The 23901-nt window shown below is 68.0% G+C and carries 16 protein-coding genes and 1 tRNA gene; 9 read left to right on the top strand and 8 right to left on the bottom strand.

The features are described 5' to 3' along the window. Positions 1 to 30: 30 nt before the first annotated feature. From G9V96_RS06455 to G9V96_RS15315, 4 genes are all read right to left on the bottom strand, one after another. Complete coding sequence (locus G9V96_RS06455) at positions 31 to 2034, bottom strand: hypothetical protein (RefSeq protein WP_168582306.1); 2004 nt, start codon at positions 2032 to 2034, stop codon at positions 31 to 33. A 205-nt stretch (positions 2035 to 2239) separates the two neighbouring features. Beyond that, positions 2240 to 3373: a threonine aldolase family protein gene (locus G9V96_RS06460; RefSeq protein WP_226913538.1), complete on the bottom strand. Its 1134-nt coding sequence runs from the start codon at positions 3371 to 3373 to the stop codon at positions 2240 to 2242. After that, the gene (locus G9V96_RS06465) at positions 3358 to 4056 is read right to left on the bottom strand and encodes an SDR family oxidoreductase (RefSeq protein WP_168582308.1); all 699 of its coding nucleotides are present in this window, start codon (positions 4054 to 4056) and stop codon (positions 3358 to 3360) included. Before G9V96_RS06465 ends, G9V96_RS06460 begins: the two co-directional genes overlap by 16 nt. Further along, positions 4053 to 6179, bottom strand: coding sequence for a DUF6421 family protein (locus G9V96_RS15315; RefSeq protein ID WP_168582309.1), 2127 nt, complete (start codon positions 6177 to 6179; stop codon positions 4053 to 4055). Before G9V96_RS15315 ends, G9V96_RS06465 begins: the two co-directional genes overlap by 4 nt. 234 nt (positions 6180 to 6413) lie before the next feature. Here G9V96_RS15315 and fdh point away from each other — a divergent pair, with 234 nt between their 5' ends. The 5 genes from fdh (at position 6414) to G9V96_RS06500 (ending at position 14456) form a co-directional block, all read left to right on the top strand. Further along, positions 6414 to 9830 carry a formate dehydrogenase gene (fdh, locus tag G9V96_RS06480; RefSeq protein WP_264318484.1) on the top strand — a complete coding sequence of 1139 codons (3417 nt, stop codon included), beginning with the start codon at positions 6414 to 6416 and terminating at the stop codon, positions 9828 to 9830. Further along, the gene (locus tag G9V96_RS06485) at positions 9827 to 10948 is read left to right on the top strand and encodes a 4Fe-4S dicluster domain-containing protein (RefSeq protein WP_168582312.1); all 1122 of its coding nucleotides are present in this window, start codon (positions 9827 to 9829) and stop codon (positions 10946 to 10948) included. Before fdh ends, G9V96_RS06485 begins: the two co-directional genes overlap by 4 nt. Beyond that, positions 10948 to 12369 carry an NrfD/PsrC family molybdoenzyme membrane anchor subunit gene (gene nrfD / locus G9V96_RS06490; RefSeq protein WP_226913540.1) on the top strand — a complete coding sequence of 474 codons (1422 nt, stop codon included), beginning with the start codon at positions 10948 to 10950 and terminating at the stop codon, positions 12367 to 12369. Before G9V96_RS06485 ends, nrfD begins: the two co-directional genes overlap by 1 nt. Positions 12370 to 12423: 54 nt before the next feature. Continuing rightward, positions 12424 to 13710, top strand: coding sequence for an L-lactate MFS transporter (locus G9V96_RS06495; RefSeq protein ID WP_168582313.1), 1287 nt, complete (start codon positions 12424 to 12426; stop codon positions 13708 to 13710). 272 nt (positions 13711 to 13982) lie between these two features. Then, on the top strand, positions 13983 to 14456 hold the full coding sequence (locus G9V96_RS06500) for a rhodanese-like domain-containing protein (protein ID WP_168582314.1): 474 nt from the start codon (positions 13983 to 13985) through the stop codon (positions 14454 to 14456). Between the two features lie 41 nt (positions 14457 to 14497). Here the strand turns inward: G9V96_RS06500 and selD are convergent, their stop codons facing one another. Next, positions 14498 to 15517, bottom strand: a complete 1020-nt coding sequence (gene selD, locus G9V96_RS06505) for a selenide, water dikinase SelD (protein WP_168582315.1) — start codon at positions 15515 to 15517, stop codon at positions 14498 to 14500. Positions 15518 to 15755: 238 nt separating this feature from the next. Between selD and G9V96_RS06510 the strand changes: the two genes are divergently transcribed. Next, positions 15756 to 15851, top strand: a tRNA-Sec gene (locus tag G9V96_RS06510). A gap of 124 nt (positions 15852 to 15975) precedes the next feature. Here G9V96_RS06510 and G9V96_RS06515 read toward each other — a convergent pair. After that, positions 15976 to 17643 carry a DUF402 domain-containing protein gene (locus G9V96_RS06515; protein WP_210424476.1) on the bottom strand — a complete coding sequence of 556 codons (1668 nt, stop codon included), beginning with the start codon at positions 17641 to 17643 and terminating at the stop codon, positions 15976 to 15978. 263 nt (positions 17644 to 17906) lie between these two features. On the opposite strand from G9V96_RS06515, the gene selA reads away from it, so the two are divergent. From selA to G9V96_RS06530, 3 genes are all read left to right on the top strand, one after another. Beyond that, positions 17907 to 19241 carry an L-seryl-tRNA(Sec) selenium transferase gene (gene selA / locus G9V96_RS06520; protein WP_168582316.1) on the top strand — a complete coding sequence of 445 codons (1335 nt, stop codon included), beginning with the start codon at positions 17907 to 17909 and terminating at the stop codon, positions 19239 to 19241. Further along, positions 19241 to 21058 carry a selenocysteine-specific translation elongation factor gene (gene selB / locus G9V96_RS06525; RefSeq protein WP_168582317.1) on the top strand — a complete coding sequence of 606 codons (1818 nt, stop codon included), beginning with the start codon at positions 19241 to 19243 and terminating at the stop codon, positions 21056 to 21058. Before selA ends, selB begins: the two co-directional genes overlap by 1 nt. A gap of 67 nt (positions 21059 to 21125) precedes the next feature. Beyond that, on the top strand, positions 21126 to 22268 hold the full coding sequence (locus tag G9V96_RS06530) for an acyl-CoA dehydrogenase family protein (protein WP_168582318.1): 1143 nt from the start codon (positions 21126 to 21128) through the stop codon (positions 22266 to 22268). 86 nt (positions 22269 to 22354) lie between these two features. Here the strand turns inward: G9V96_RS06530 and G9V96_RS06535 are convergent, their stop codons facing one another. Together G9V96_RS06535 and G9V96_RS06540 are read right to left on the bottom strand one after the other, a co-directional pair. Beyond that, positions 22355 to 23014, bottom strand: coding sequence for a hypothetical protein (locus G9V96_RS06535; RefSeq protein WP_168582319.1), 660 nt, complete (start codon positions 23012 to 23014; stop codon positions 22355 to 22357). A gap of 94 nt (positions 23015 to 23108) precedes the next feature. Further along, positions 23109 to 23726 carry a maleylpyruvate isomerase family mycothiol-dependent enzyme gene (locus tag G9V96_RS06540; RefSeq protein ID WP_168582320.1) on the bottom strand — a complete coding sequence of 206 codons (618 nt, stop codon included), beginning with the start codon at positions 23724 to 23726 and terminating at the stop codon, positions 23109 to 23111. Between the last annotated feature and the right edge of the window lie 175 nt (positions 23727 to 23901).

A 23901-nucleotide genomic window follows, 5' to 3' on the forward strand; every position in this document is an offset into this window, starting at 1 on the left:
TTTCGGGCAAGCTCGGGCCGGCCGCAGGCTTCAACCGGTCGCACCTGAGCGGATCCGCGTCGCGGCAAACAGGATGAGTAGGCCGCTGAGGAGGAACAGCACCGCGCGAAGGACCCCGTCGAGCGCCACCAGGTCGAACAGGAACAGCTTGGCCACGGCGCACACCAGCAGCCCGGCAGCCACGCCCCGGTGCCGCACACTGCGCACCACCAGCACCACCGAGATCGCGACCACCACGACGGTCATGCTCACGTGGGCGACCCGGAACCCCAACTGGCCGGGGCTGAGCAACGCCCCCAGCGCGATGCAGGCTGTGGCGAAGGCGTAACCCCCCAGTAGCGCACCGGCCCAGATGCGCACGCGGGCGCTGGGAACGCTCGGTCCCTGATCGGCGCTGGCAACGTGAGTGGCACCCACGGCGACGAGCCCCAACGCCCCCGCGCACACCGCGAGCGGGTTCTCGATCCCGCCCGGAGCCGTCAACACCAGCGGCGGCGCCTGCTGCAGCAGGGCGATCGCGCCCATGGCACTCAACCCGACGCTGCCCCACCAGATCTCCCGAGCCCGGGGCAGCAGGAGCAGCAGCAGTGCGGCCAGCGCGAAGGCGGACGCCCACCACGGCGCGGAGACCAGCTTGAGCGTGGCGACGGCGAACAGGATGACCCCGAGCGGGACGTGCACCCGGGCCAACCCGTAGCGAGCCGTGGCTAGGGCACAAGCTGCCGCCAGGATCATGGCCAGGTAGCCCCCCAACGGGTTGGAGGTCAACATCGCCACGGCGAGACTGGCCAGCAGGGGCACCGCAGTCAGGATGGTGCGATGCCGCACCAGGCAGGCGACCCACATCAGGCAGGCGACCAGTACCGCGGTGACGGCCACGACCCACAAGCGCTCGTGGATCAGCAACAGCGAGGCGATCACGGCAAGGACGAGGACCAGGCTCAACCCCACAACCGCGAGCGATTGCAGGCGAGTCCAGTTGTGGGCCCGCACCAGCGGCCACATCGCAAGCGAAGCCACCAGCGAGAACAGAATCCACAGCACGAACGGCTGCGCCGAGACGCTGCTGCGCAATGGGTCGAGCAGGAGCACCGGAAGAACCAGCAGCGTCTCGGCAAGCACGAGATCGGCCAACAGTTCGCGGCGCCACACTCCGGCGACATAGGCCCCGAACAACGCGAGCGCCAGCGCCAACCCCACCCCGGCCCAATCCGGTAGCCACCCGTAGAGACTGGTGCAGGCGACGACCACCAGAAAACCGCCGGTAGCGGCGGTCGCTGCCAGCCCGACCGCCGCTTCGGCGTGGCGCACCCGCACCCGGTAGGCACCCCCGGCCAGGGCGAGGCTGAGCAGGGCCAGCGAGGCCACCCGCAACGCGGGCCCGAACCACCCGGCATGCACCGCCAGCGCCAGCAGGAACCCGGCGCCTACCAGCGTCACGAAGGAGCCACCGACCGCCAGCAGCCGTTCGTCATTGACCTTGCGTGCCTGCCGCTTGGCGCCGGCCCGCTGCGGGAGCACCAGTGGCGGCGGCGCCCCAGGCGCGGACGCCGAGGCTGGCGGTGCTGCGGCCGTCGTGGCAGCAGGCGAGGCGGGCGTCTGCTCCCTGCTGAATGGGCCCGTGGGCGTGGGCGGCTCCGCAGGGGGCCGGCTTGGCTGCTCAGCGGCGGAAGGCGACCCCGACCGGCCGGTGGGGCTGGAGCGATAAATCTCCTGCGCCGCCACTCCTGGCGGCACCCACGCCGGCGCAGCGGGAGCCCCTGGCTGTGTCTCTGCCGGGGAGCGAAGGTGGGTCTGCTCACCGGCGGCGACTGGATCGACGTAGGAGCGCTTGCTTGCGGTCTGTCTGGGCGGTGTGGGCTGCCGATCCGGGGAACACCCGGCGGTGTCGACTCCCCACCCATAGCGCAGGTCGTGGCGCAATCCTTGCACCTGTTCACGCAGCAGGCTGACCTCGTTGAGGATCTGGTCCATACGTGCATCGCGGCGGTTCACGGCGGTTCCCAACGTCGCAGGCGGATCGTCTGCCTCCATCGTCTCCTCGCCGGAGGGGATGTGTCGTGAGTATGCACACCCATGTGCCTACCCACGATGCGCTCAGCCATGGCAGCAGCAGGCCTTGCCGGTGCCGGGTCTCAGCGGCGCCGGTAAGCGCAGCGCGGCCGTGGACGCGTGTCCGGTGCAGGTCATCTCGATGACCTGCACCGACACGTAGGACCCGGAGCGGACCTGTCCAGCCCTAGGCGCGCTGTAGTTCCTCGCGCAAGGCCTGCACGAACCTACTGATGTCCGTCGAGGTGGTGTCGAAACTGCACATCCACCGCACCTCGTCGGTCGCCTCATCCCAAACGTAGAACGGGAATCTCTCCTGCAGGGCAGCAGTGACCGCCGGGGGCACGACGGCGAAGACCGCGTTGGATTGCGGTTCCCGCGTCAGTTGCACGCCCGGCACCTCGCGCACTGCCTCGGCCAACTCACGCGCCATCGCGTTGGCGTGCGAAGCAGGACGGCGCCAGGTCTGGCCGGTGAGCAACGCCAGGAGTTGCACCGAAACGAAGCGCATCTTGGAGGACAGTTGAGCGTCGAGCTTGCGCACGAACAACGGCCGCGAGACCGCCTCCGGGTTCAGAACGATGACCGCCTCGGCGCCCATCAGCCCGTTCTTCGTCCCGCCGAAGGACAGGACGTCAACACCCACGTCGGTGGTCACCGCCCGCAGCGGCACGTCCAAGGCGGCGGCAGCGTTGGGCAACCGGGCACCGTCCAAATGAACCCACATACCCAGACCGTGGGCGTGCTCGCAGATCGCGGCCAGCTCTTGCGGGGTGTAGAGCGTGCCCAGTTCGGTGCTCTGGGTCACCGATACCACTGCCGGCTGCGCGTGGTGCTCGTCGCCGAAGCCCCACGCCACAGTGTCGATGAGCTCGGGGGTCAGCTTGCCGTCCGGGGTGTCGACCGGCAGCAGCTTGGTTCCTGAGATCTTCTCCGGCGCGCCGCACTCGTCCACGTTGATGTGGGCGCTGCGCGCGCACACCACCGAGGACCAACGCTGCGTGAGCAGGTCCAGAGCGACCACGTTCGCGCCGGTGCCGTTGAACACGGGGTAGATCTCGGCGAGCTCACCAAACTCCTGGCGCACCAGATCACCCAGGGCGGCCGTGTAGACATCGGCGCCGTAAGCACGCTGGTGCCCACCGTTGGCCAACGCGAGCGCTTCCATGACCTCCGGCAAGACACCGGAGTAGTTGTCGCTGGCGAAACCCCGAAACTCCGGGTCATGCAAGCGACGGACGCGATTGGGCTGACGTAGCGGCGGCGCCTGCGGGGGCGGCTGCGGAGTGGCAGCAGAGTCGGGCGTCAGGGAGTCAGACACAGACGGGTTCCGTTCAGCTCGGCGGCGGGGATATCCCATAGACCTACCAGGCGCTCAGCGAGCTCCTCGACATGGGTGTAGCCCGCAAACTTGGCCTGCGGTTTGGCTTCCCGCATGGCATCGGTCAGCAGCGCCTTGATCTGGACGATCACTGCTGCGGCATCGGTGTCCCGGAAGGAGTGCGCGCACGCCAGCGTCCACGCCTCTGCTGCCGCTTTGGCTGCCGCGTACGAAGCGTTCTTCGCGGTGGGCTGTTGCGCCTGGGTGGTGGAGACGATCGCCAGCCTCCCCCCGGAATCGCGCAGCGCATCGTGAAAGGCCCGGCTCGTGTGCTGCAGGGTGCGAATCAGCAGATCGTGCAACCACTCCCAGTCGGCCAGATCGGATTCGACGATGCCGGCGCCTCCGCGCCAACCGCCCACCAGATGCATCAAGCCGTCGACATGGCCGTGCTCGGCAAGCAACCGCTGCGCCAACTCGCGGGTCGCCTGCTCATCCAGCAGATCCACCCCGATACCGGCCGCCTGCGCACCGGCGCCCTCGGTCAACGCCTGAACCTTGCTTTCATCACGGTCCAATGCGATGACGGTCGCGCCGTGCTCCAGGAGACGGCTCACCAGCGGCGGCCCGGCCGCGCCGGCGGCGCCGGCGACGACGACGACCTTGCCGTCCAGGTTGCTCATGCGCCTACCTCCACCTGGTCGATGTCCGCGGCGGTGATGCCCGCGGTAGAGGCGATGACCGGCGCCAGCTTCTTCTCCAAGGCCTCGAAGAAGACGTTGAGCGGGAACTCATCGTCCAGCACCGCATCGACCAGTTCCTTGCGGGTGCCGTCCAACGGCAGGGCGTCAGCGCCCTTGGCCCAGGTCGAACGCGGGTGCGGAGCGACGTAACCGGCGACGAACTCGTAGCTGGCCAGCCAGTGGGCCACCTTGCTGCGGTCGATACCGTCGCGGTAGAGACGGTTTACCGCCTCGGCCAGTTCCACGACGGCGCCCGGGACCCGCTGCCAGTCGAAGCTCAGCTTGTTGTCCGTCCAGCGCAGCGCATCGTTCTTGTGCAGCCAGGCGAAGATCAACTGCCCGCCCAGTCCGTCATAGTTGCGCACCCGCCCGCCGGTGACGGCGAAGCGGAAGATGCGGTCGAAGACCACCCCGTACTGCACCGCCTTGGCGAACGGTTGGCCTTCCTTTTCCAACTCCACTGCTTGGACGAAGGTGTTGAGGTCGCAGCGCAACTCCTCCAGGGAGTACATCCAGTACGGCATCCGCTGCTTGATCATGAACGGGTCGAAGGGCAGGTCACCGTGGCTGTGGGTGCGGTCGTGGATGAGGTCCCACATCGCGAACATGCCCTGGCAGTACTCCTGGTTGCTCAGGAGACGCTCGGCGTCCGGCGGTAGTTGCAGACCCAACAGCTGCGAGGCTGCCGTGACGACACGACGGAACCGGGCGGCCTCTCGATCCGAGAAGATCGCGCCCCAATGGAACTTGGGCACATCGCGCACCGCGACCGTCTCGGGGAAGAGCACGGCTGAGTTCGTGTCGTAGCCGGGGGTGAAGTCCAGGAAGTTGATCGACAGGAAGGCCGGGTTGTCGTAGCGCTGTTCCACCTCGGCCAGCCACTCCGGCCACAGCACGCTGATGAGTACAGCCTCGATGTTGCGCAGCGGGTTGCCGTTCTGGGTGTACATGGGGAACACCACCAGGTGGCAGATCCCGTCCTCGCGGTGCTGATCAGGCCGGAAGAGCACGAGGGAGTCCAGGAAGTCCGGCACCCCGAAGCCCTCGTCCTTCCACCGGGCGAAATCAGCCTGTAGCGCAGACAGGTACTCCGCGTCGTGGGGGAACTCACCGGCCAAGGCTGCGATTCCGGCGATGATCCGATCGGTGAGCGAGGCGGCGGCTGACAGGTCGTGAGCCTGCCCGTCGATGGAGCCGTCCTTGCTCTGCATCGGCCGCAGCTCTTCCACGGCGGCCTTCAGCTCCAGCCAGCGCGGGTCCAAGGCGAGCCAGGCGCCCGCGACCTGGGTCTCAGAGACGACGGTGGAGGAACCGGCTGCCCAGGTGATGAGGTTGACCCAGAGCGTCTCGTGGTCGAACTCCTCGATCGAGTCGTCGCCGAACAGGTCGGAGTCGGCCAACACGACGACCCGTCCCTGGCCGTGACGTGCCGTCAACGCCAGGGGCTCACCTGCAGGGTGGGCGGCCGGGCTGGTCGTGGCCAACACGTTGACCTTGCCGTCGTTGGAGGCATCGAGCACCTGCAACGTGCCAGCGCGATAGAAGCAGGCCTCTTGGACACCCGCCAGCAGGCCTTGACCGCCCTTGCCGTGCAGATCTGCCATCACCCAGGAAGAGACCCCGTTGTGCCGTGCGGTGCCGTCGTGCGCCGTCACACTGCACACGCTGACGCCGAACGCGGACAGCAACTCGTTGAGGTTTGTGCCATAAGTGTCCTGGTTGCACTCACCCAAAACCACCAGTCCACCGCCGTCGCGAACGAACTGTTCGATGGCCTGGATCTCTTCGGAGCCGAACATCGGAGAGCCCGAGCCGCTGGCGCGCTCGGCGCTGGTCTCGGCCGGATGGGCGATGACGAGAACGTCTGCCTCAGCCACGGCGGCCCCGATCTGACCCTCACGGTGGGAATCGATCTCGAAGCCGCGTTTACGCAACGCCTGGGCAGCTAGCGCGTAGCTGGCGTCGGCAGGTTGGGCGGGGTTGATCCGCGCGGCCACCGCCGCGTCAAGCGACCAAGCTTCGCTGTGGGACTCCTCGAACAAGACCCGGGGGAACACGCTCATTCTCAACTCCTTCGTTGATACCGCACCCCGCCGCTCGGGGCAGCCGGATTCAGGCTATCGACCCGCGCAGTGCGCCGTGCGGACAACGAACAAACCCCCCCGCTGTTAACACTTCGACTCCTCTGCTAGCGCCGTCAACAGGGCCGAGTGCGTACCCACACAAGCCGAGGCGGAGCGCGACCTCGCCCAAGTTCTAGGTACGGTGGTCACGTCTGCTTACGAAAGGGGCTCCCCATGGGCATCGGCAAGACTTTTCTCGCCTGGCCTGCCTTACGGCAACTACGCGAAGGTGATTTTCTCGGGCGCGGCCCTGCAGTCGCCACCAAGCGCACGACCAACCTGACACCGCGAACGGCCGAAGCCGACCGGGTTGTGCAGAGTGTCTGCCCGTACTGCGCGGTCGGGTGCGGCCAGAAGATCTTCGTCAAGAACGAGGAGATCGTGCAGATCGAGGGCGACCCCGATTCCCCGGTGTCCCGCGGCAGGCTCTGCCCCAAGGGCAGCGCGAGTGAACAACTCGTCAACTCCCCCACCCGCCAGACCAAGGTGCTCTATCGCGCGCCCCACGCCACCGAGTGGACCCACCTCGGGCTCACCCAGGCCACGGAGATGATCGCGGACCGCATCATCGAGACCCGGCGGCGCACCTGGCAGGAGACCGATGAGAACGGTCGCCGCCTGGCGCGCACGATGGGCATCGCCTCCCTCGGCGGCGCCACCCTGGACAACGAAGAGAACTACCTGATCAAGAAGCTTTTCACCGGTTTGGGTGCGATCCAGATCGAGAACCAAGCCCGTATTTGACACTCCGCCACTGTCCCCAGTTTGGGGGCCTCATTCGGGCGCGGCGGCGCCACGCAGTTCGTGCAGGACATGGCGAATGCTGACTGCATCGTCATCCAGGGTTCCAACATGGCCGAAAACCACCCGGTGGCATACCAGTGGGTTACTGAGGCCAAGATGCGCGGAGCCACCATCATCCACATCGACCCGCGTTTCACACGGACTTCGGCTGTGGCTGACAAACACATCCCGATCCGGGTCGGCAGCGACATCGTCATCCTCGGCGCGCTGATCAACCACGTCCTGCAAGAGGAGAAGTATTTCAAGGACTACGTGCTGTCCTACACCAACGCGGCCACCCTCATCACCGAGGAGTTCGGCGATGTGGAGGACCTCGACGGGGTGTTCTCGGGTTACGACCCCGAGACCGGCACGTACGACATGCGCTCCTGGGGTTACGACTCAGCCGCCGGTGACGGCCACGTCGAGGAGTCCTCTGAGCAGGCTGCCGGGCAGGACGGTGCCGACGGCAAGGAGAGCAGCAGCGGCCACGAACAAGGCGCTGCCGGACCTTCGCTGGAGCACGCTGTCGTCAAACGCGACGAGACGCTGCAGCACCCGCGCACCGTCTTCCAGATCCTCAAACGCCACTACGCGCGCTACACACCCGAGCTCGTGGAGCAGATGTGTGGCGTGAGCCAGGCCGACTTCGCCTACCTGGCGGACGCACTCACGCGTAACAGTGGCCGCGAGCGCACCAGCTGTTTCGCCTACGCCGTGGGCTGGACCCAGCACAGCCTCGGTGCCCAGTTCATCCGCACCGCCGCGATTCTGCAGCTGCTGCTGGGCAACATCGGGCGACCCGGCGGCGGCATCATGGCGCTGCGCGGGCACGCCAGCATCCAGGGCAGCACCGATATCCCGACGCTGTTCAACCTGCTCCCCGGCTACTTGCCGATGCCCAAGGCAGGCGCACACGACACGTTCGAGAAGTACATCGCCTCGATCGCCTCCCCGCAGCAGAAGGGGTTCTGGACCAACGCCGAGGCGTACACGGTCAGCCTCCTCAAAGCCTGGTGGGGTGATGCGGCAACCGCCAAGAACAACTGGGGCTTTGACTATCTGCCCCGCATCAACGGCAACCACAACACCTACGCCACGGCGATGGGCATGCTGGAGGAAACCGTCGAGGGGTACTTCCTTCTCGGACAGAACCCGGCGGTCGGCTCGTCGCACGGGCGGATGCAACGCCTGGGGATGAGCCACCTGAAGTGGCTCGTCGTGCGGGACCTCAACCTCATCGAATCGGCGACCTTCTGGAAGAACGGCCCAGAGATCGCTACCGGTGAGATGAAGACTGAGGACATCGGCACCGAGGTCTTCTTCCTCCCGCCGGCCGCGCACGCAGAAAAGGACGGCACGTTCACCCAGACTCAACGGATGCTGCAGTGGCACCACGCTGCAGTGCGTCCTCCGGGCGAGTGCCGCTCTGACCTGCACTTCTTCCACGAGCTCGGGAAGGTGCTGCGGGCCAAGCTTGCCGACTCCACCGACCCGCGCGATCGGCCGCTGCTCGACCTCACCTGGGACTACCCCGAGGACGAGGTCGGCGAGCCAGACGCAGACGCGATCCTGGCCGAGATCAACGGCTTCCACCTCACCGGTGAGAAGGCAGGGCAACCGCTGTCTGCGTTCACCGAGATGAAGGCCGACGGCAGCACAAGCGGTGGCTGCTGGATCTACACCGGCGTGTACAAGGACGGGGTCAACCAGGCCAAGCGCAAGAAGCCGGACGCCGAGCAGTCCTGGGTCGCGCCCGAATGGGGCTGGGCCTGGCCGGCGAACCGCCGCATCCTGTACAACCGCGCCTCGGCCGACCCCCAGGGTCGCCCGTGGAGTGAACGCAAGGCCTATGTCTGGTGGGACGAGGACGCTGGCAAGTGGACCGGCCACGATGTCCCGGACTTCCCGCTGGCCAAGGCGCCCTCGTATCGGCCGGAACCCGGCGTGGGCGGCCCGGAGGGTCTGGCCGGTGACGATCCGTTCATCATGCAGGCCGACGGCAAGGGCTGGCTGTTCGCACCCAAGGGCATGCTCGACGGGCCGATGCCGAGCCACTATGAGGCTCAGGAGTCCCCGGTCGACAACACCCTGTACAACCAGCAGCGCAACCCTTCACGGTTCGTCTATCCGCGCAAGGACAACCTCACCGCGCCCTCCTTCGGCGAGCGCGGGGCCGAGGTCTACCCGTTCGTGTTCACGACCTACCGGCTCACCGAGCACCACACGGCGGGCGGTATGAGTCGCTGGCTGCCTTACCTTGCCGAGTTGCAGCCGGAGTTCTTCTGCGAGGTCTCACCGGAGCTGGCCAAGGAACGCGGTCTGGAGAACGGCGGTTGGGCCACGATCATCTCGCCGCGCTCGGCGATCGAGGCGCGGGTACTGGTGACCGAGCGGATGACACCGCTGACGATCAACGGCCACACGATCCACCAGATCGGCCTGCCCTATCACTGGGGTGTCGGCGGTGACGGTGCTGTCGTCCAGGGCGACGGGGCCAATGACCTGCTCGGGGTGACGCTGGATCCCAACGTCGCCATCCAGGAGAGCAAGGTCGCCAGTTGCGACATTCGCGCGGGTCGCAGGCCCACCGGCGCGGCGCTGCGCCATCTTGTCGATGAGTACTCCTCACTGGCCGGAATTACGGCCGAGACCGGCAACGCACGGCGCAATCCGTACGCGCAGCCCCAAGCCACCCCGACCCCCGCAGACGCGGACGAGGGTGCGGGTCAGGGGAAGGCGCCGGTGGAGGAACGCGATCCACAGCAAGACGTCGGCCATCGGGCCGAAGAGAGTGAGCGGGCATGAGCTTCTGGCGTAACCAGCTCGCCGGCCCTACCGACCCGGCACGGGACGCCGGCTGGGACGACCCACCTGCGCGCAAGGGCTTCTTCACCGACACCTCGATCTGCATCGGCTGTAAAGCCTGCGAGGTCGCGTGCAAGGAGTGGAACGTCCTGCCGATGGATCGGGTGGGTCTGACCGGCGACTCCTACGACAACTCGATCTCACTCGGGGCCAACACCTGGCGGCATGTGGCCTTCATCGAACAGAACAGTGACCGCGTCGAGGCAGCCCGCGAATCTGGACGCAAGCTCGTAGACCTGGGCATGCCCAGCCTGCGCGAGACCGTCTCGGCGCCAGCGGTGCTGCCTCGGGCCACGGCTCAGACCTCAGAGCTGGCAACTTCGACGGGCTTGCCCCTGACCGGACCGGGCACCGCGCTGTCCTTGCCCGCGCAGGACCGCGACGCCCTCGTCGGCCCGCAGGTCAGCGAGCTGAAGCAGGCGCGTGAGGCCGCATTGCAGGCAGCGGCTTCGGGCACGCTGCCTGATTTCCGCTGGCTCATCGCCTCGGATGTGTGCAAGCACTGCACCCACGCTGCTTGCCTGGATGTGTGCCCCACCGGTTCGCTCTTCCGCTCCGAGTTCGGCACGGTCGTGGTCCAGGACGAGATCTGCAACGGCTGCGGCTACTGCGTGGCGGCCTGCCCGTTCGGGGTCATTGAACGGCGCGAGAACTCCCACGGGGAGAGCACCGCGGTCAAGCAAGAGGGAATCGCTGCCAAGTGCACCCTCTGCTATGACCGGATCGGCGCCGATCAGAAGCCTGCCTGCGCCCAGGCCTGCCCGACGACCTCCATTCAGTTCGGCGATCTGAACGACATGCGCCGCCGCGCCGAAGAGCGAGTGCAGACCCTGCATGAGAAGGGCTACACCGAGGCCCGGCTGTACGGGGCCAACGAGAACGACGGGGTCGGCGGTACCGGCTCGATCTTCCTGCTGCTCGATGAGCCGGAGGTGTACGGTCTGCCGCCGGACCCCATCGTCACCACGGCAGACCTGCCGGACATCTTCCGCAAGGCTGGCTTCGCCGGGCTCACCATGCTCGTCGGCGCCGCCCTGAGCTTCCTCGGACGGCGTTGATGAGCACTCCATACTCCCCAGACCAGCAGCCGCACACCCCTTCGATGGCCCAACGCGGTTACGCCCTGCCCAGCACACCTGGGGCAGGGCAGCGCCCGGACGAGCCGATCGTGATCACCCCCGCCGAAGGCGAGGTCGACAGCCTCGAGACCACGACTGAGGCCGCCTCGGCACCGAAGCGAGCCGAACCTGCCCGTCAGCGCCACCTCGCCGGGGTCAGCAACCTGGCGGATACGGCGGGGCGTCGTGCCTCGCGGTTGAGTGCAGCGGCCAAGAAGAAGAGCGGCGGCCTGGGTCGAGGCCGCTCCAAGCGCAAGCAGAGCGCTCCGGCTCAAACCCCGGGTATCGGCGTCTACCAACCGCCGATTCAACCCAGCCCGGTTCCCTCCCGGCCGGACTCGGCGCAGACGCCCCGGCGCCGCCGCAAGGGCCAGCGCGAAGACATCATGGTCCCGCCGGTGAAGTTCAGCTCCTACTACGGACGCAACATCGTCAAACCGGCCCCGTGGAAGAGCGAGATCCCCAGTTACCTCTACCTGGGGGGCTTGGCCGCCGGTTCTGCACTCGTGGCAGCAGGCGGGGAGATGACCGGGCGAACCCAGTTGCAACGTAACTCCCGGCTCATCGCGTTGGCGGCGCTGGGTGGCAGCACCGGGGCGCTGGTCAAAGACTTGGGCAAGCCGAGCAGGTTCCTCAACATGCTGCGCACGGTCAAATTGACCTCCCCGATGTCGATCGGTTCATGGATTTTGTCCGGCTTCGGTGCGTTCTCGGCGGTTGCCGCCTTCTCCGAGGTGATGCACTACGTCCTTCCCGAGGATGTGCCCGGTGCGGCGTTCTGGCCGGTGGGTGATCGAATGGCCAGCCTCGGGGCTGGCGCGTTCGCGGCCCCGCTGGCCGCCTACACCTCGGTCTTGCTGTCCGACACCGCGACTCCCACCTGGCATGGCGCCTACCGGCAGATGCCGTTCGTCTTTGTCGGTTCGGCTCTGGCCGCAGCCGGCGGCGCAGCGATGGCGGTGACGGACCCCAGTGAGACGGCTCCGGCCCGCCGGATGGCTGTCGGCGGCGCGATTCTCGAATACGGCGCCTTCGAACTGATGGAGCGCGCCCTCGGCGTGTGCGCGGAGCCGCTGCACGACGACAAGCCCGATGTCTTCCTGCGGACCGCCAAGGCGATGACTCTTGGCGGTGCCGCGTTGGCTGCGGTGGGTGGTGGCCGTCGGCCGCTGGCCGTCGCGGCCGGTCTGGCTCTGAACATCGGTTCGGCGTTGACCCGATTCGGCATCTTCGAGGCAGGCATGATTTCTGCCCGCGATCCGAAGTACACCGTGCTGCCGCAACGTGAACGGCTCGAACAGCGCCGTCGCGATGCTGAGCTTGCGGGTCGCAGCGGCGCCACCACCTCGGGCTCCGTCTAAGCCAGCCAGCCCGACCTTCCCCCACCTGACCGGCTGACAAGAAAGGCATCCTTGATGTCGAGCACACCTTCCGCGCGTCCAGGGGCTGCCCCGGGTGCCTCGACCACCGGCAATCGATGGCTGATCCTGGCCGGTGGCATCCTCGTGCAACTCTCGATCGGCGCGGTTTACGCCTGGAGTGTGTTCTCCCGGGCCTTCCAGTCCGCCGACTCCGAGCTGTCACTGACCAAGGTTCAGGCGGCCATCCCGTTCGAGGTTGCCATCGGCATGATCTTCGTCGGCACTTTCCTCGGCGGGCGCATCCAGGACCGTAAGGGGCCGCGCACGGTGGCGCTGGTCGGTGTCGTCATCTACGGCATCGGCATCATCCTCAGTTCGTTCGCGACCAGCGCCGGTTCGCTGTGGCTGCTCATCCTGGGCTACGGGGTGCTGTCCGGGTTCGGTCTCGGTCTGGCCTACATCGTCCCGATCGCGATGCTGCAGAAGTGGTTCCCGGACAAGGCCGGTCTCATCACCGGCCTGGCCGTCGGCGGTTTCGGCTTCGGTGCGGTCATCACCGCCCCGGTGGCCAACTCCCTCATCCACAACGACCCGGCGCACCCGGCAGCGGCGTTCCTGCCGCTGGGCATCGCCTACCTCATCGCCGGTGTGATTGGCGCGGTCACCTTCAAGAACCCGCCGGTCGGATACTCGGTGGCCGGCGCTCCCGCCACGAACGCGAAGTCGACGACCGTGCCGCAGGTGCAGGCAGACTTCACGCAGTCCCAGGCGTTGCGCACACCGCAGTGGTACCTGCTGACGGCAATCCTCGCGCTGTCGGTCACGGCGGGCATCTCGCTGATCTCGGTGGCCAGCGCCACCGCGGTGGACGTGGCCGGCTTCACTACCGCCGGCGCAGCGGCGCTGGTCGGCGCCCTCGGGTTGTTCAACGGCGCGGGCCGGATCCTCTGGGCGGGCGTTTCGGACAAGATCGGCAAGATGCCGTCCTTCGTCGGGATCCTCGGCATCCAGGGCATCTGCCTGGTGCTCATCCCGCACGCTCACGCTGCGTGGATGTTCGTCGTGCTCGCCGCCCTCATCTACACCTGCTACGGCGGCGGTTTCGGCACGATGCCTTCGACCGCGGGCCGTTTCTTCGGGGTCAGCAACGCCGGTGGGATCTACGGACTGATGCTCATCGCCTGGAGCATCGGCGGCGTGTTCGGTCCCCTGATCGTCACGGGGCTGCTGGGCAAGGACCTCAACTACACCTTGGCGTTCACCGTCATCGGTGTGATCTCCCTGGTGGGTGCGCTCATCCCGCTCGTCACCAAGAAGCCGGCGGCCCCGGTCACTGTCTGACCGGCACCCCAGCTCACTCTCCGGACGCCCAGTCCGGCGGTCGAATCCTGAGACGGATCACCGCCGGGCTGGGCGTCCGGCCTTTTTTATGGCTTCATTGCGTTATGTCTCCGGTAACTCAGCATGCGGTGTCAGCGACCTGGTCGCGCCGAATGCTCTGTCGCTGTTGTCGCTGAACCTGACAACAGCACGGAGACTTCGCGGGCGCCGCTCCGGCGCGCTGTGCGGGGTCTTCCCCCACACCCCCCACAGCTGCGATGAAGGACCCCGCCATGACCGCCACCTTGCCTGTCACCACATCCACGGCCACGCCCGCCGACTTCCCCCGCGACACCCAGCGCCCTGACGCCACATCCGTCACCTCACTGGTCACCTCCTTGTTCAGTAGTACCGGCAGAGGGCTGGAGTCGGGCGAGAGAACGATCAGCGCCCGGGCTGCTTTCCAGGACGCCCTGTATGACCGCACGATCCTCATCGACCTGCGCCCGGCAGCCTCCCGCGCCGCCGAGGGGGAACTACCAGCCCGCCTCGCCCCGCTCCTGCTCGGCGGCAACGGCGGGCTGGGCGATGTGGCCCGGCTGGCCGAAGAAACCTCGGTAACCCTGATCTCCAGCGACGGGCTGCGTGCCGAACGTGTCGCCGCCCTGTTGCAGCAGTGCGGCCTGTGGGCCAATGCCGTTGCCGGCGGGATGAGCGCGTGGAAAGCCGCGGGCCTGCCGCTGGTCCAGGCCGAGGCATCCCTGTAGCGCTGAGGTCAGCTCCTGCCAGCGTCGGCCGCCGCAGGCGGCTAGCGGACGCTGATCGTGGCCTGCCCGGGGACCTCACTGGCCACGATCTGCCCGATGACGGGGGCGCCGGGGATCTCACCGACAACGAGCAGACCGCCGGAGGTTTGGGCGTCCGCCAACAGCAACAGCTCCTCCTCATCGATTCCGCTGGCAACGTCCAGGTGCGCTCGCACCCAATCCAGGTTGCGCTTGCTGCCACCGGGGACGAACCCGTCCCGCAGGGCCTCTCGGGCACCCTCCAGATAAGGCACCGCTGCGTGATCGATCACGGCGCTGACCCCTGAAGCGCGTGCCATCTTGTACAGGTGGCCGAGCAGCCCGAAGCCGGTCACGTCGGTGGCGGCGCGCACCCCTGCGGCCAGCGCATCGGTGCAGGCGCGGGCGTTGAGCGAGGTCATCGAGGCGACCGCCTGCTCGAAGTTCTCACCGGTGGCCTTGTGGCGGTTATTCAGCAGCCCGACCCCCAACGGCTTGCTCAAGCTGATCGGGAGCCCCACCGCAGCGGCGTCGTTGCGCATCAGCCGGTTCGGGTCGGCGATCCCGGTCACCGCCATACCGTAGAGCGGCTCCGGCGCGGTAATGCTGTGGCCGCCGGCCACGGGGCAGCCGGCTTCCCGGCCGACGGCCAGGCCACCGCGCAGCACCTCGGTGAGCACCTCGTCCGGCAACAGCTCCACCGGCCAACCGACGAGGTTGATCGCGGCCACGGGACGACCGCCCATGGCGTAGATGTCCGAGAGAGCGTTGGCCGCGGCCACCCGACCCCAGTCGTAAGCCGAATCGAGCATCGGGGTGAAGAAGTCAGCTGTTGAGAGCACCGCCAGAGCGTTGCCGTCGGCTCCGGTATCCACCCGCACCGCGCAGGCGTCGTCGCCGTCGTCGAGCCCGACGAGAAGATCAGGATGGTCCTCCCCCACCAGGTCCCGCACGATGTTCTCCAACTGCCCGGCAGGAAGTTTGCAGGCGCATCCTCCACCGGAGGCGAACTGGGTGAGGCGATACTCGTGGCTGCGGCTCATGCCATCGACCGTAGACGCTGGGGCCCTGCCGGTGCCCACCTGGGCGCCGTGGACCCCGCGAACTGTCCCCTGAGCCCCCTCCAACCAGCTCAGGGGCCGATGGATCCCAGCGTGGAGCCGCGGGCCGCCCCGTCCGTGGTGGGCACACCTGCCGCCGCCGAACGGAGTCAGTTCTCGGCCTGCGCCACGGCCGGTGCCGTTGTGACGTTCACCTGCTGGCCGGGGTAGCGTTGGCTTCGGAGGCGTCTGGGTTCCTGGTGGGCCCCCCGGTCTTCAAAACCGGTGAGGTCGAGTATCTCGGTCTGGCGGGTTCGATTCCCGTCCGCCTCCGCCATTTCCTTTCCCGCACTGGGCTTATGGCCGGGCGCCCAGCAGCCGTTGAGGAGCGCCGCCATCCGGGCGCCGTCGACGGTAGCCCTCAGTGCTGGTGCACGGGCGTTCGGCGTAAACCGTGCCTGTCAGTGCTCGTCAGTGCCGGCTCCGGTCGGCGTGTCAGCGTCCTCGGCGCGCAGCACGACATAATTCGGACCGAGCTCGGCGCTCATCAGTTCGATGAGGCGGGCTTCCTCAACGGTGTTGAGCCCACCTTCTTGTGCCCAGGCGCTCAGGCGGGTGTTGACCTCGGAGGTAAAGCACCCGACCACTCCGTCGCGGGTGACGAACTCCCCGTCCACCGGCAGGTTAGGACGAGCCGGGTTCAAGGTCACCGGAATCGGCGCGCGTTCCTCGGCGCCGGGGATCTCCTCCAGGCTCGATGCACCCAGGTGCCCCAACTGCAGCGTGACCCGCACCCCGCCCACTTCGTCCTTGACCCGACGCGCAAGCCACCGCCCGAGGGCCTCGTAGTCGCTGATCTGCGCCCGTGGCTGCCAGCCCCGCACGGGATCCCAATCGCGCCGCCACCGGTCAAGCCAGTCGTATAGGTGATCGGCGAGCTCATCGGGGAGTCCCACCTCGGAGGGGGTCACCAAGGCTCCGTCGAACCACAGCGGCGTGGCTGCCTCCGAGGTGCTCACCAGCAACCCGGTCACATCTGCTGGGTCTACCGGGGTGGTGTCGATGTCATCTCCGGCGTCGATGTCGCGCTCGACGTCGATGACCCGCTCATCCTGCTCCTGCCAGAACTGGGCCGGGGGCCACTCGTTCTGCTCCGGCTGGGGGGCGCTTGGCGGCGGCTCGAAGCTCGACTCCAGATCCTCGCCAGCGTCGGTATTCATCGCCGGCAGGTCCGGTTCGTCGGGCGGGGGCGCTGCACTGTCGCCGAGCCCGCCCAGCACCGGTAGCGGCTGGGTGTCAGCCCCGCGGACAGCCCACGCTTCGTCGCCGACCACCTCGTCCGCGTCGGCCCCGACGGGGTCGTCGCTCGTTTCCTCACGCGGTTTCAGCACGCTCTCTTGCCACGTGGAGAGCCAATCGTGGGATCCCTCAGCAGACTCCTCGCGCCGCGCATCAGGCTGTGGCGGCGCCGGTTCCCCCGTGGCCGGGGTCTGCTGCGCGGCGGTGGCGGCGGCTGGTGACCCCGAAGTCTGAGAGTTGCGGGCAGCACCGACCTCGCCTGGGAAACGTTGGCGACACAGTGCCAACCAGCCGGCACCGATCTGCTCGAAGGGTTCAGCGTAGGCGGCTAGCTCCTGCAGGAGCCGATCAGCGGTCTCCCGTGCGCCGGCAACGATCTCCTCCGGGTAGCCCATCCGGGCAGCATGCTCGGCGAACTCGTCCTCATCGGCGAGGTAGATCTCACCGTCGTAGCGGCGGATGACATCCAGATCGAGGTCGACGGCGCTCACTTCCAGGATGCCGTCGGGGCGATGCCACCACGAAGGGACCGTCGTCACGTCGATGTAGATCTGGGCGTTGAAGGGCGAGCCTTCATCGTTGAATGTGGCCACCCACATGTCGTCCCGCGGAAACAGGTTCACCCAGTGGGTATTGCAGACGACCTCCCGCCCGGGTTTGCTCAGCAGCCCGCCGGGGGTCCCGCCGACCCAGATCCCGTAAGCATCTTCACCGAGCACCTTGGCCTCATGGCGCCAGTGCGGCGTGGAATCCCATTTGGTGAAGGCGACGTGGCACTGCGCGCCGAAGGGCAGCTCGGCGGGTGAGAGGTTGTCCCTCGGGTCGCGCACGCGGTGCCTCCTGCGACGTCGTCTTGCTGGACATCATGTCTGCCCACAGTGCACCTGCACAATGGACGCGCTGGCCGCCGCGCCAGGCAGGCAAAGGTTTTGCCCAGTTCTACCGTCCTGAAGACCCTTTCGGGTAGTGCAGGCCTGCTCCGCGTGCGAGCACGCCACTTGCGTGGCCTCGTTCTCTGCAGCTGCGTGCCCGAGCGCACAGGGCGAGCAGCGACTGGCTAGGCTCGATAGACCCGACCCCGAAGGGAGCCCTCGTGGCCCACGACCAGCGCCGTCGGATCCCCCGTACCGATGTGCTGCTCGCCGAGCTGTCCGCGTTCGTGCCGACGCATGGGGCCCCCGCGGTCAAGTACGCGATCCAGCAGGCAGCCGAACAGGCCCGCTGCGGCGAGATCAGCCCGGATGAGGTCGCAGCTGTGGCCGGGGCGCAGTTGCGGGCCCGCGCTGAAGATGCCACCTCGTTGCAGCCGCTGCTCAACGCCACCGGCGTCGTCCTGCACACCAACATCGGGCGCGCGCCGCTTTCAGCTGCGGCCAAGGAAGCGTTGTTGTCCGCGGCCGGATATTGCGATGTCGAGTACGACCTCGAGCAGGGCACCCGTGCCCGCCGCGGTCGGGCGACGCTGGCCGCTCTGCGTGCCGCGGTGCCCAGCGCCTCGGGCGCGCTGGCAGTCAACAACGGCGCGGCGGCGCTGGTCCTGGCCACCAGCGCCCTGGCGGTGGCACGTCAACGCCCGGAGATCATCGTCAGTCGCGGGGAGATGGTCGAGATCGGAGACGGGTTTCGACTGCACGAACTGATCGGTTCGACCGGCGCCCGCGTCATCGAGGTGGGAACGACGAACCGAACCCATCCGCGCGACTACGAGGAGGCGCTGAGCCCCCAGACCGGGCTTGTGTTGAAGGTGCATCCGAGCAACTTCCGGGTCGAGGGGTTCACTGCTGGGGTCGAGATCGCCGACCTGGCGGCGCTGTTGCGCCGAGCCGAACAGGAGGGTCGCGTCCCCGCCCCGGTTCCCCTGCTGGCGGATATCGGCAGCGGGCTGTTGGGACCTGACGCGCTGCTGCCGCAGGAACCGGACGCCACGACCACCCTGGAGGCCGGCGCTGACATCGTGACCGCGAGCGGCGACAAACTCCTGGGCGGCCCGCAGGCCGGCATCGTCCTCGGTCGCGCCGACCTCGTGGACGTGATGGCTCGCCACCCACTCGCGCGGGCGGTGCGAGTCGACAAGCTCACCCTGGCCGCCCTGGAGGCGACCCTGCGCGGGCCGCTGACCCCGACACACCGCGCGCTGCATCACGACCTGGACGAGTTGCGAGCGCGTACCGCTGCGGTGGCAGAGGCACTGGATGCGCAGATGGTGCCCACCTGCGCCGCAATCGGTGGGGGTGGCGCCCCCGGGGTGGATCTGCCGAGTGTCGCGGTGGCGCTCCCGGCTGCGTTGGCGCCGCGGCTACGGACCGGCACCCCCGGGGTGATCTCCCGGGTGGAGGGCGGGCGGTGCCTTCTCGACCTGCGATGCATTCCAGCAAGCGCGGACGCCCAGCTCATCGCCGCGGTGCAGGCCGCCCGAACGGAGGCCTGATGTACGTCATCGCCACCGCAGGTCACGTCGATCACGGCAAATCGACCCTCGTGCGGGCCCTGACCGGGATGGAACCAGACCGGTGGGAGGAGGAAAGACGCCGGGCCGTCACCATCGACCTCGGGTACGCCTGGACCACCCTGGACACCGGTGAACAGATCGCCTTCGTCGACGTTCCAGGGCATCGACGATTCATCGGCAACATGCTGGCGGGCCTGGGGCCGGCCCCAGCGGTGTTATTCGTGGTCGCCGCCGACGAGGGCTGGATGCCGCAATCGAGCGAGCACCTGGCGGCCATCCGGGCGCTCGGCCTGTCCCACGTCGCCTTGGCCGTCACCCGCGCCGACCTGGCCGACCCGGCCCCGGCGTTGGAGCAAGCCCGCGCAGAACTCACGGCGGCCGGTTGTCCCCCGGTCGACTCGGTGGCGGTGTGCGCCCGTACCGGGCAGGGGCTACCCGAGTTGCGCGCGGCGCTGGCCACCCTGGTTCGGGCGTTGCCACCGCCCGACCCGGATGCGCGGGTGCGACTGTGGATCGACCGGGCGTTCACGATCACCGGCGCGGGCACGGTGGTGACCGGCACTTTGGCCTCCGGCACCATCGGAGTCGGTGACGAACTCGAACTGGCCGGGAACCGAGTCAGTGTGCGCGGACTGCAGAGCCTGGAACAGGATCAGCAGGAGGTCCGTGCCTACGCCCGGGTGGCGCTGAACCTGCGTGGCGTGTCTGCTGCTGCGGTGCACCGCGGCCAGGCGCTGTGCAGCCCCGGACGCTGGCACGAGAGCGATGTCATTGATGCTCGACTGACGTTCCCCCGCGATGCCCGGGTCAGCGTCGCCACCCACCCCGGCAGGTCCGGTCAACACAGCGAGGGACCTCGCCTGCCCGAGCACCTCATGCTGCACATCGGCACGGCGGCAACCCAAGTGCGGGTGCGGCCGCTGTCGGCGACAAGCGCCCGGCTGCACCTGGATCGTCCGCTGCCGGTACAAGCCGGGGACCGGGCGATTCTGCGCGACCCGGGGACCGGCATGGTGCTGGGAGCGCACGTGCTGGACGTCGACCCACCTCCGCTGCGCCGCCGGGGGGAAGGAGCGCGCCGCGGCGAGCAGTTGGCGGAGCATCGCGGGCACGCCGATCTGGGCACCGAAGTGGTCCGCCGGGGCTACCTGAGCCTGGAACATGCCGCGCGACTGGGGCTCGCGGTGCCCGAAACCGTCCCGCCTGAGGTGATCCGGACCCAAGACTGGCTCGTCGCATCCCAAACCTGGAGCGGCTGGGTGAAGACCCTGTGCGAAGTCGTCCAAGCCCGTGAACGCAGCCATCCGCTGGACCCTCTGATGCCTGCGCCGGCTGCTGCCCAGGCGCTCGGACTACCGGATGCCCGGTTGCTTGCGTCGCTGGCCGCAGCGGCCGACATGGTCCACGAACACGGCCGGGTGCACCGCCCGGGGGTGAGCGCCAGCCTCGGCGCGGCAGAAGCCGGTCTGGCAGCGATCGAAGCTCGACTGGCGAGCTCTCCGTTCGCGGCCCCCGAGCAGCCGGAACTCGACAGCGCCGGACTCGGCCCGCGGGAGGTTGCCGCCGCAGTCAAGGCAGGGCGCCTGCTCGCATTGCGCGACGGGGTGCTGGTGCAACCAATCGCGCCGGCCAAGGCGATGCGCATTCTCGTCGCTCTGCCGCAGCCATTCACCACCAGTCAGGCACGCCAAGCCCTCGGCACCACCAGGCGGGTTGCGATTCCCCTGCTGGAGTACCTCGATGAACGCGGTTGGACCCGCCGGCTGGACGCCGGACACCGGGAGGTAGCTCGCTGAGCGCGACCGCGAAGTGGGCTGAGGCGGAACCGGTTGCTGGGCGTTGCGGCGGACCTATGGTGGATGCATGGCTGCCACACGACTTCTCCCGAGCCCCGAAGCTGAAGACCTGATCCGCATGACGCGCGACGTCTGCGACGCCCGCCTACGTCCCATCGTCGATGACATGGAGGCCAAGGCCGAGTTCCCCCGCGAGATCTTCACTCTCCTGGGCGAGCAAGGGCTACTCACCCTGCCCTACCCGGAGGAGTTCGGCGGCGGTGACCAGCCGTACGAGGTCTACTTGCAGGCCCTGGAGGAGATCGCCTCAGCCTGGATGAGCGTCGCGGTCGGCGTCTCGGTGCACTCCTTGACCTGCAACCCGATCTTCGCGTTCGGCACCGACGAGCAGAAGTCGCAATTCCTCGAAGGGATGCTCGACGGCAGCAAGCTGGGTGCGTATTGCTTGTCCGAGCCGGACGCGGGATCCGACGTGGCAGCCATCTCCATGCGGGCACGCCGCGAGGGCGACGAGTACGTGTTGAACGGCGTGAAGTCCTGGATCAGCCACGCCGGTCACGCCGACTTCTACACCACCTTCGCCCGCACCAGCGACGACGGCCCCCGCGGACTGTCCTGCTTCCACGTCCCGGCCGACACTCCCGGCATCTCTTTCCCTCCGCCGGAGCGCAAGATGGGCCTGGACTGCGACACGGTCGGGCAGGTCGTGTTCGAGAACGCCCGCATCCCGGCCGGCAACCTCATCGGGGCCGAAGGCCAAGGCATGACGATCGCACTTTCGGCACTGGACGCGGGCCGTCTGGGCATTGCGGCGTGCGCCACGGGCCTGGCTCAAGCCGCCCTGGATCAGGCGGTCGCCTACGCCAAGGAGCGCCGCGCGTTCGGTAAAACCATCGGGGAGTTCCAGGGGCTGGCGTTCCTGCTCGCCGAAATGGAAGCGGCAGTGACCTCGGCTCGGGCGAGCTACCTGCATGCGGCCCGGCTCAAGGACGCGGGTCGCCCGATGGGCAAGGAAGCCTCGGTGGCCAAGTTCGTCTGCACCGACGCCGCGATGCGCGTCACGACCGACGCGGTTCAGGTCTTCGGTGGTTACGGCTACACCAAGGACTACCCCGTCGAGCGCTACATGCGTGAGGCGAAGGTGACTCAGATCTTCGAGGGCACCAACCAGATCCAGCGACTGGTCATCTCCCGGGCGCTGCTGAAGTAGTCAGCGACCGGGGACCTCAGCTTCGAGCTCTTGCCGCGAGCAGGAGCTCGAAGCTGTCTCCGGGCTCTGCAGGTGCAGTCGCTGGCTCAGCCCTGGGCCGCGACCTGCGCCAGCTTGGCGGCGAGTTCAGCGTCGCTGAGCAGACCCTTGGCGTGCAGGTCGGCGAGCACCCCCATGAGTACCCCCTTGTCCGCGGCGGCCTGCGTTGGATCGACAGAGCCTGGCCCACTGCCTGCCACCGGGGGCTCCACTGCAGCCACTGCCGCGACGGCGGCGTTGCTTTGTGCCTGCGCGGCGTCTACCTGACCGGCTTGGGTACGCACGGTCACCCGGTGCCCGTGCGCGCCGGGGCGCGTCACCTCCAACGCCAGCGCGGGAACCAGCGCTCGCAGCCGCGCGACGAGACGGCCCGAGTCTTCCACGTTCATCTTGCGCACCACGAGCCGCCCGGTGAGGGTGGTGATGGCGAAGCCGTCATGGACCACCGGGTCGTAATCGAGTTTGCTCGCCCCCGGTAGCGCGTGCTCGCGAACGTGATACTTGGAGTAGTCATCACGGACACCGATGATGCGCTTGTCGGTGAGTACGAGCAGCCCGTCGCCGCCCGCGTAGAGGCAGGCGCAGAGTTCTTGCACGGTCTCATCGTCGGCAATGATCTCGTGCAGGTTCTTGATGGCGGTGCGCGTGCCGAAGGTGACCCGCATCCGGGCCTCGGCCTCAGCGATGTCCTGGCGGGGCGAGCTCATGCCCTCCCGTACGGCCTAACCCCGAACAACCTGAGCACATTTGGCCACATCGAAGCTGCTCGCCGCCAGAACGGGGTTGCGGGCGCCGATGCGCTCAGGCGCGGGTGAACACCTCCTTCTCGTTCCAGCTCCCCCGCCCGGCCAGCACCGGCACGAGCGCGGGGCCGTGCCCGAGGGCCACGCCGATCCGGGCCGCGAGCGCCACCGTGTCGGCGACCACCTCTGGATGCGGCGCGAATTCGATCCCGGCCGCAGCAGCGATGTCGTAGCCGTGCACGATGAGTTCGAAGGTGCGGGTGGGGATGTACTGCGAGAGCAGCATCCCGCCGGCCAGGGTAGAAACGACTGGATCGGCGCCGACCGGTACCCGGTCCAGGACCCCGCGCACCTGGCGGGCCAACCCGCTGAACGCACCGGCGACGTCAGCACCCAGCGCGGCACCTGCCTCTACTCCGCGTTGGGCGATCTTGTCGTCGGCACCCGGGGAGTCGGCGACCCAGATGTAGTAGCCAAGCGCGTCCGTACATGTCACGGAGGTGGCAGGCATCTTCAGGTAGGTGATGACGGTGCTCATGGCGCGGCTGGTGTGCCCGATCAGGCCGCGCAGGTCCCACGACCCCAGGCCTGGGCCGTCGAGTTGGTCAGGCCGCACCCGCGCGACGAGTTCCGCTACGGCATCGGCGGTGTCGAGAAATCCGCGTCGTGAGTCCATGCGCTTGAGCATGATGTAGATCACACTCTCAGGCAAGGTCCGAACACTGCGCGAGATACACGCCGGAGAGCGTCACCCCGGCATCTCTGCGGCGACGCCAAGGTCGTCAGGGAGAACCGAGTCGGTGGGGTAATCGCCTAGCTTGCGCTTCCCTCGCCACAGACCGGTCCGCACG

Source organism: Gephyromycinifex aptenodytis (assembly GCF_012277275.1).
GTDB lineage: Bacteria > Actinomycetota > Actinomycetes > Actinomycetales > Dermatophilaceae > Gephyromycinifex > Gephyromycinifex aptenodytis.

Coding starts and splice junctions, on each gene's coding strand:
- G9V96_RS06455 (WP_168582306.1), bottom strand. CDS start 2,034: ATGGAGGCAGACGATCCGCCTGCGACGTTGGGAACCGCCGTGAACCGC.
- G9V96_RS06465 (WP_168582308.1), bottom strand. CDS start 4,056: ATGAGCAACCTGGACGGCAAGGTCGTCGTCGTCGCCGGCGCCGCCGGC.
- G9V96_RS15315 (WP_168582309.1), bottom strand. CDS start 6,179: ATGAGCGTGTTCCCCCGGGTCTTGTTCGAGGAGTCCCACAGCGAAGCT.
- G9V96_RS06485 (WP_168582312.1), top strand. CDS start 9,827: ATGAGCTTCTGGCGTAACCAGCTCGCCGGCCCTACCGACCCGGCACGG.
- nrfD (WP_226913540.1), top strand. CDS start 10,948: ATGAGCACTCCATACTCCCCAGACCAGCAGCCGCACACCCCTTCGATG.
- G9V96_RS06495 (WP_168582313.1), top strand. CDS start 12,424: ATGTCGAGCACACCTTCCGCGCGTCCAGGGGCTGCCCCGGGTGCCTCG.
- G9V96_RS06500 (WP_168582314.1), top strand. CDS start 13,983: ATGACCGCCACCTTGCCTGTCACCACATCCACGGCCACGCCCGCCGAC.
- selD (WP_168582315.1), bottom strand. CDS start 15,517: ATGAGCCGCAGCCACGAGTATCGCCTCACCCAGTTCGCCTCCGGTGGA.
- selB (WP_168582317.1), top strand. CDS start 19,241: ATGTACGTCATCGCCACCGCAGGTCACGTCGATCACGGCAAATCGACC.
- G9V96_RS06530 (WP_168582318.1), top strand. CDS start 21,126: ATGGCTGCCACACGACTTCTCCCGAGCCCCGAAGCTGAAGACCTGATC.
- G9V96_RS06535 (WP_168582319.1), bottom strand. CDS start 23,014: ATGAGCTCGCCCCGCCAGGACATCGCTGAGGCCGAGGCCCGGATGCGG.
- G9V96_RS06540 (WP_168582320.1), bottom strand. CDS start 23,726: ATGGACTCACGACGCGGATTTCTCGACACCGCCGATGCCGTAGCGGAA.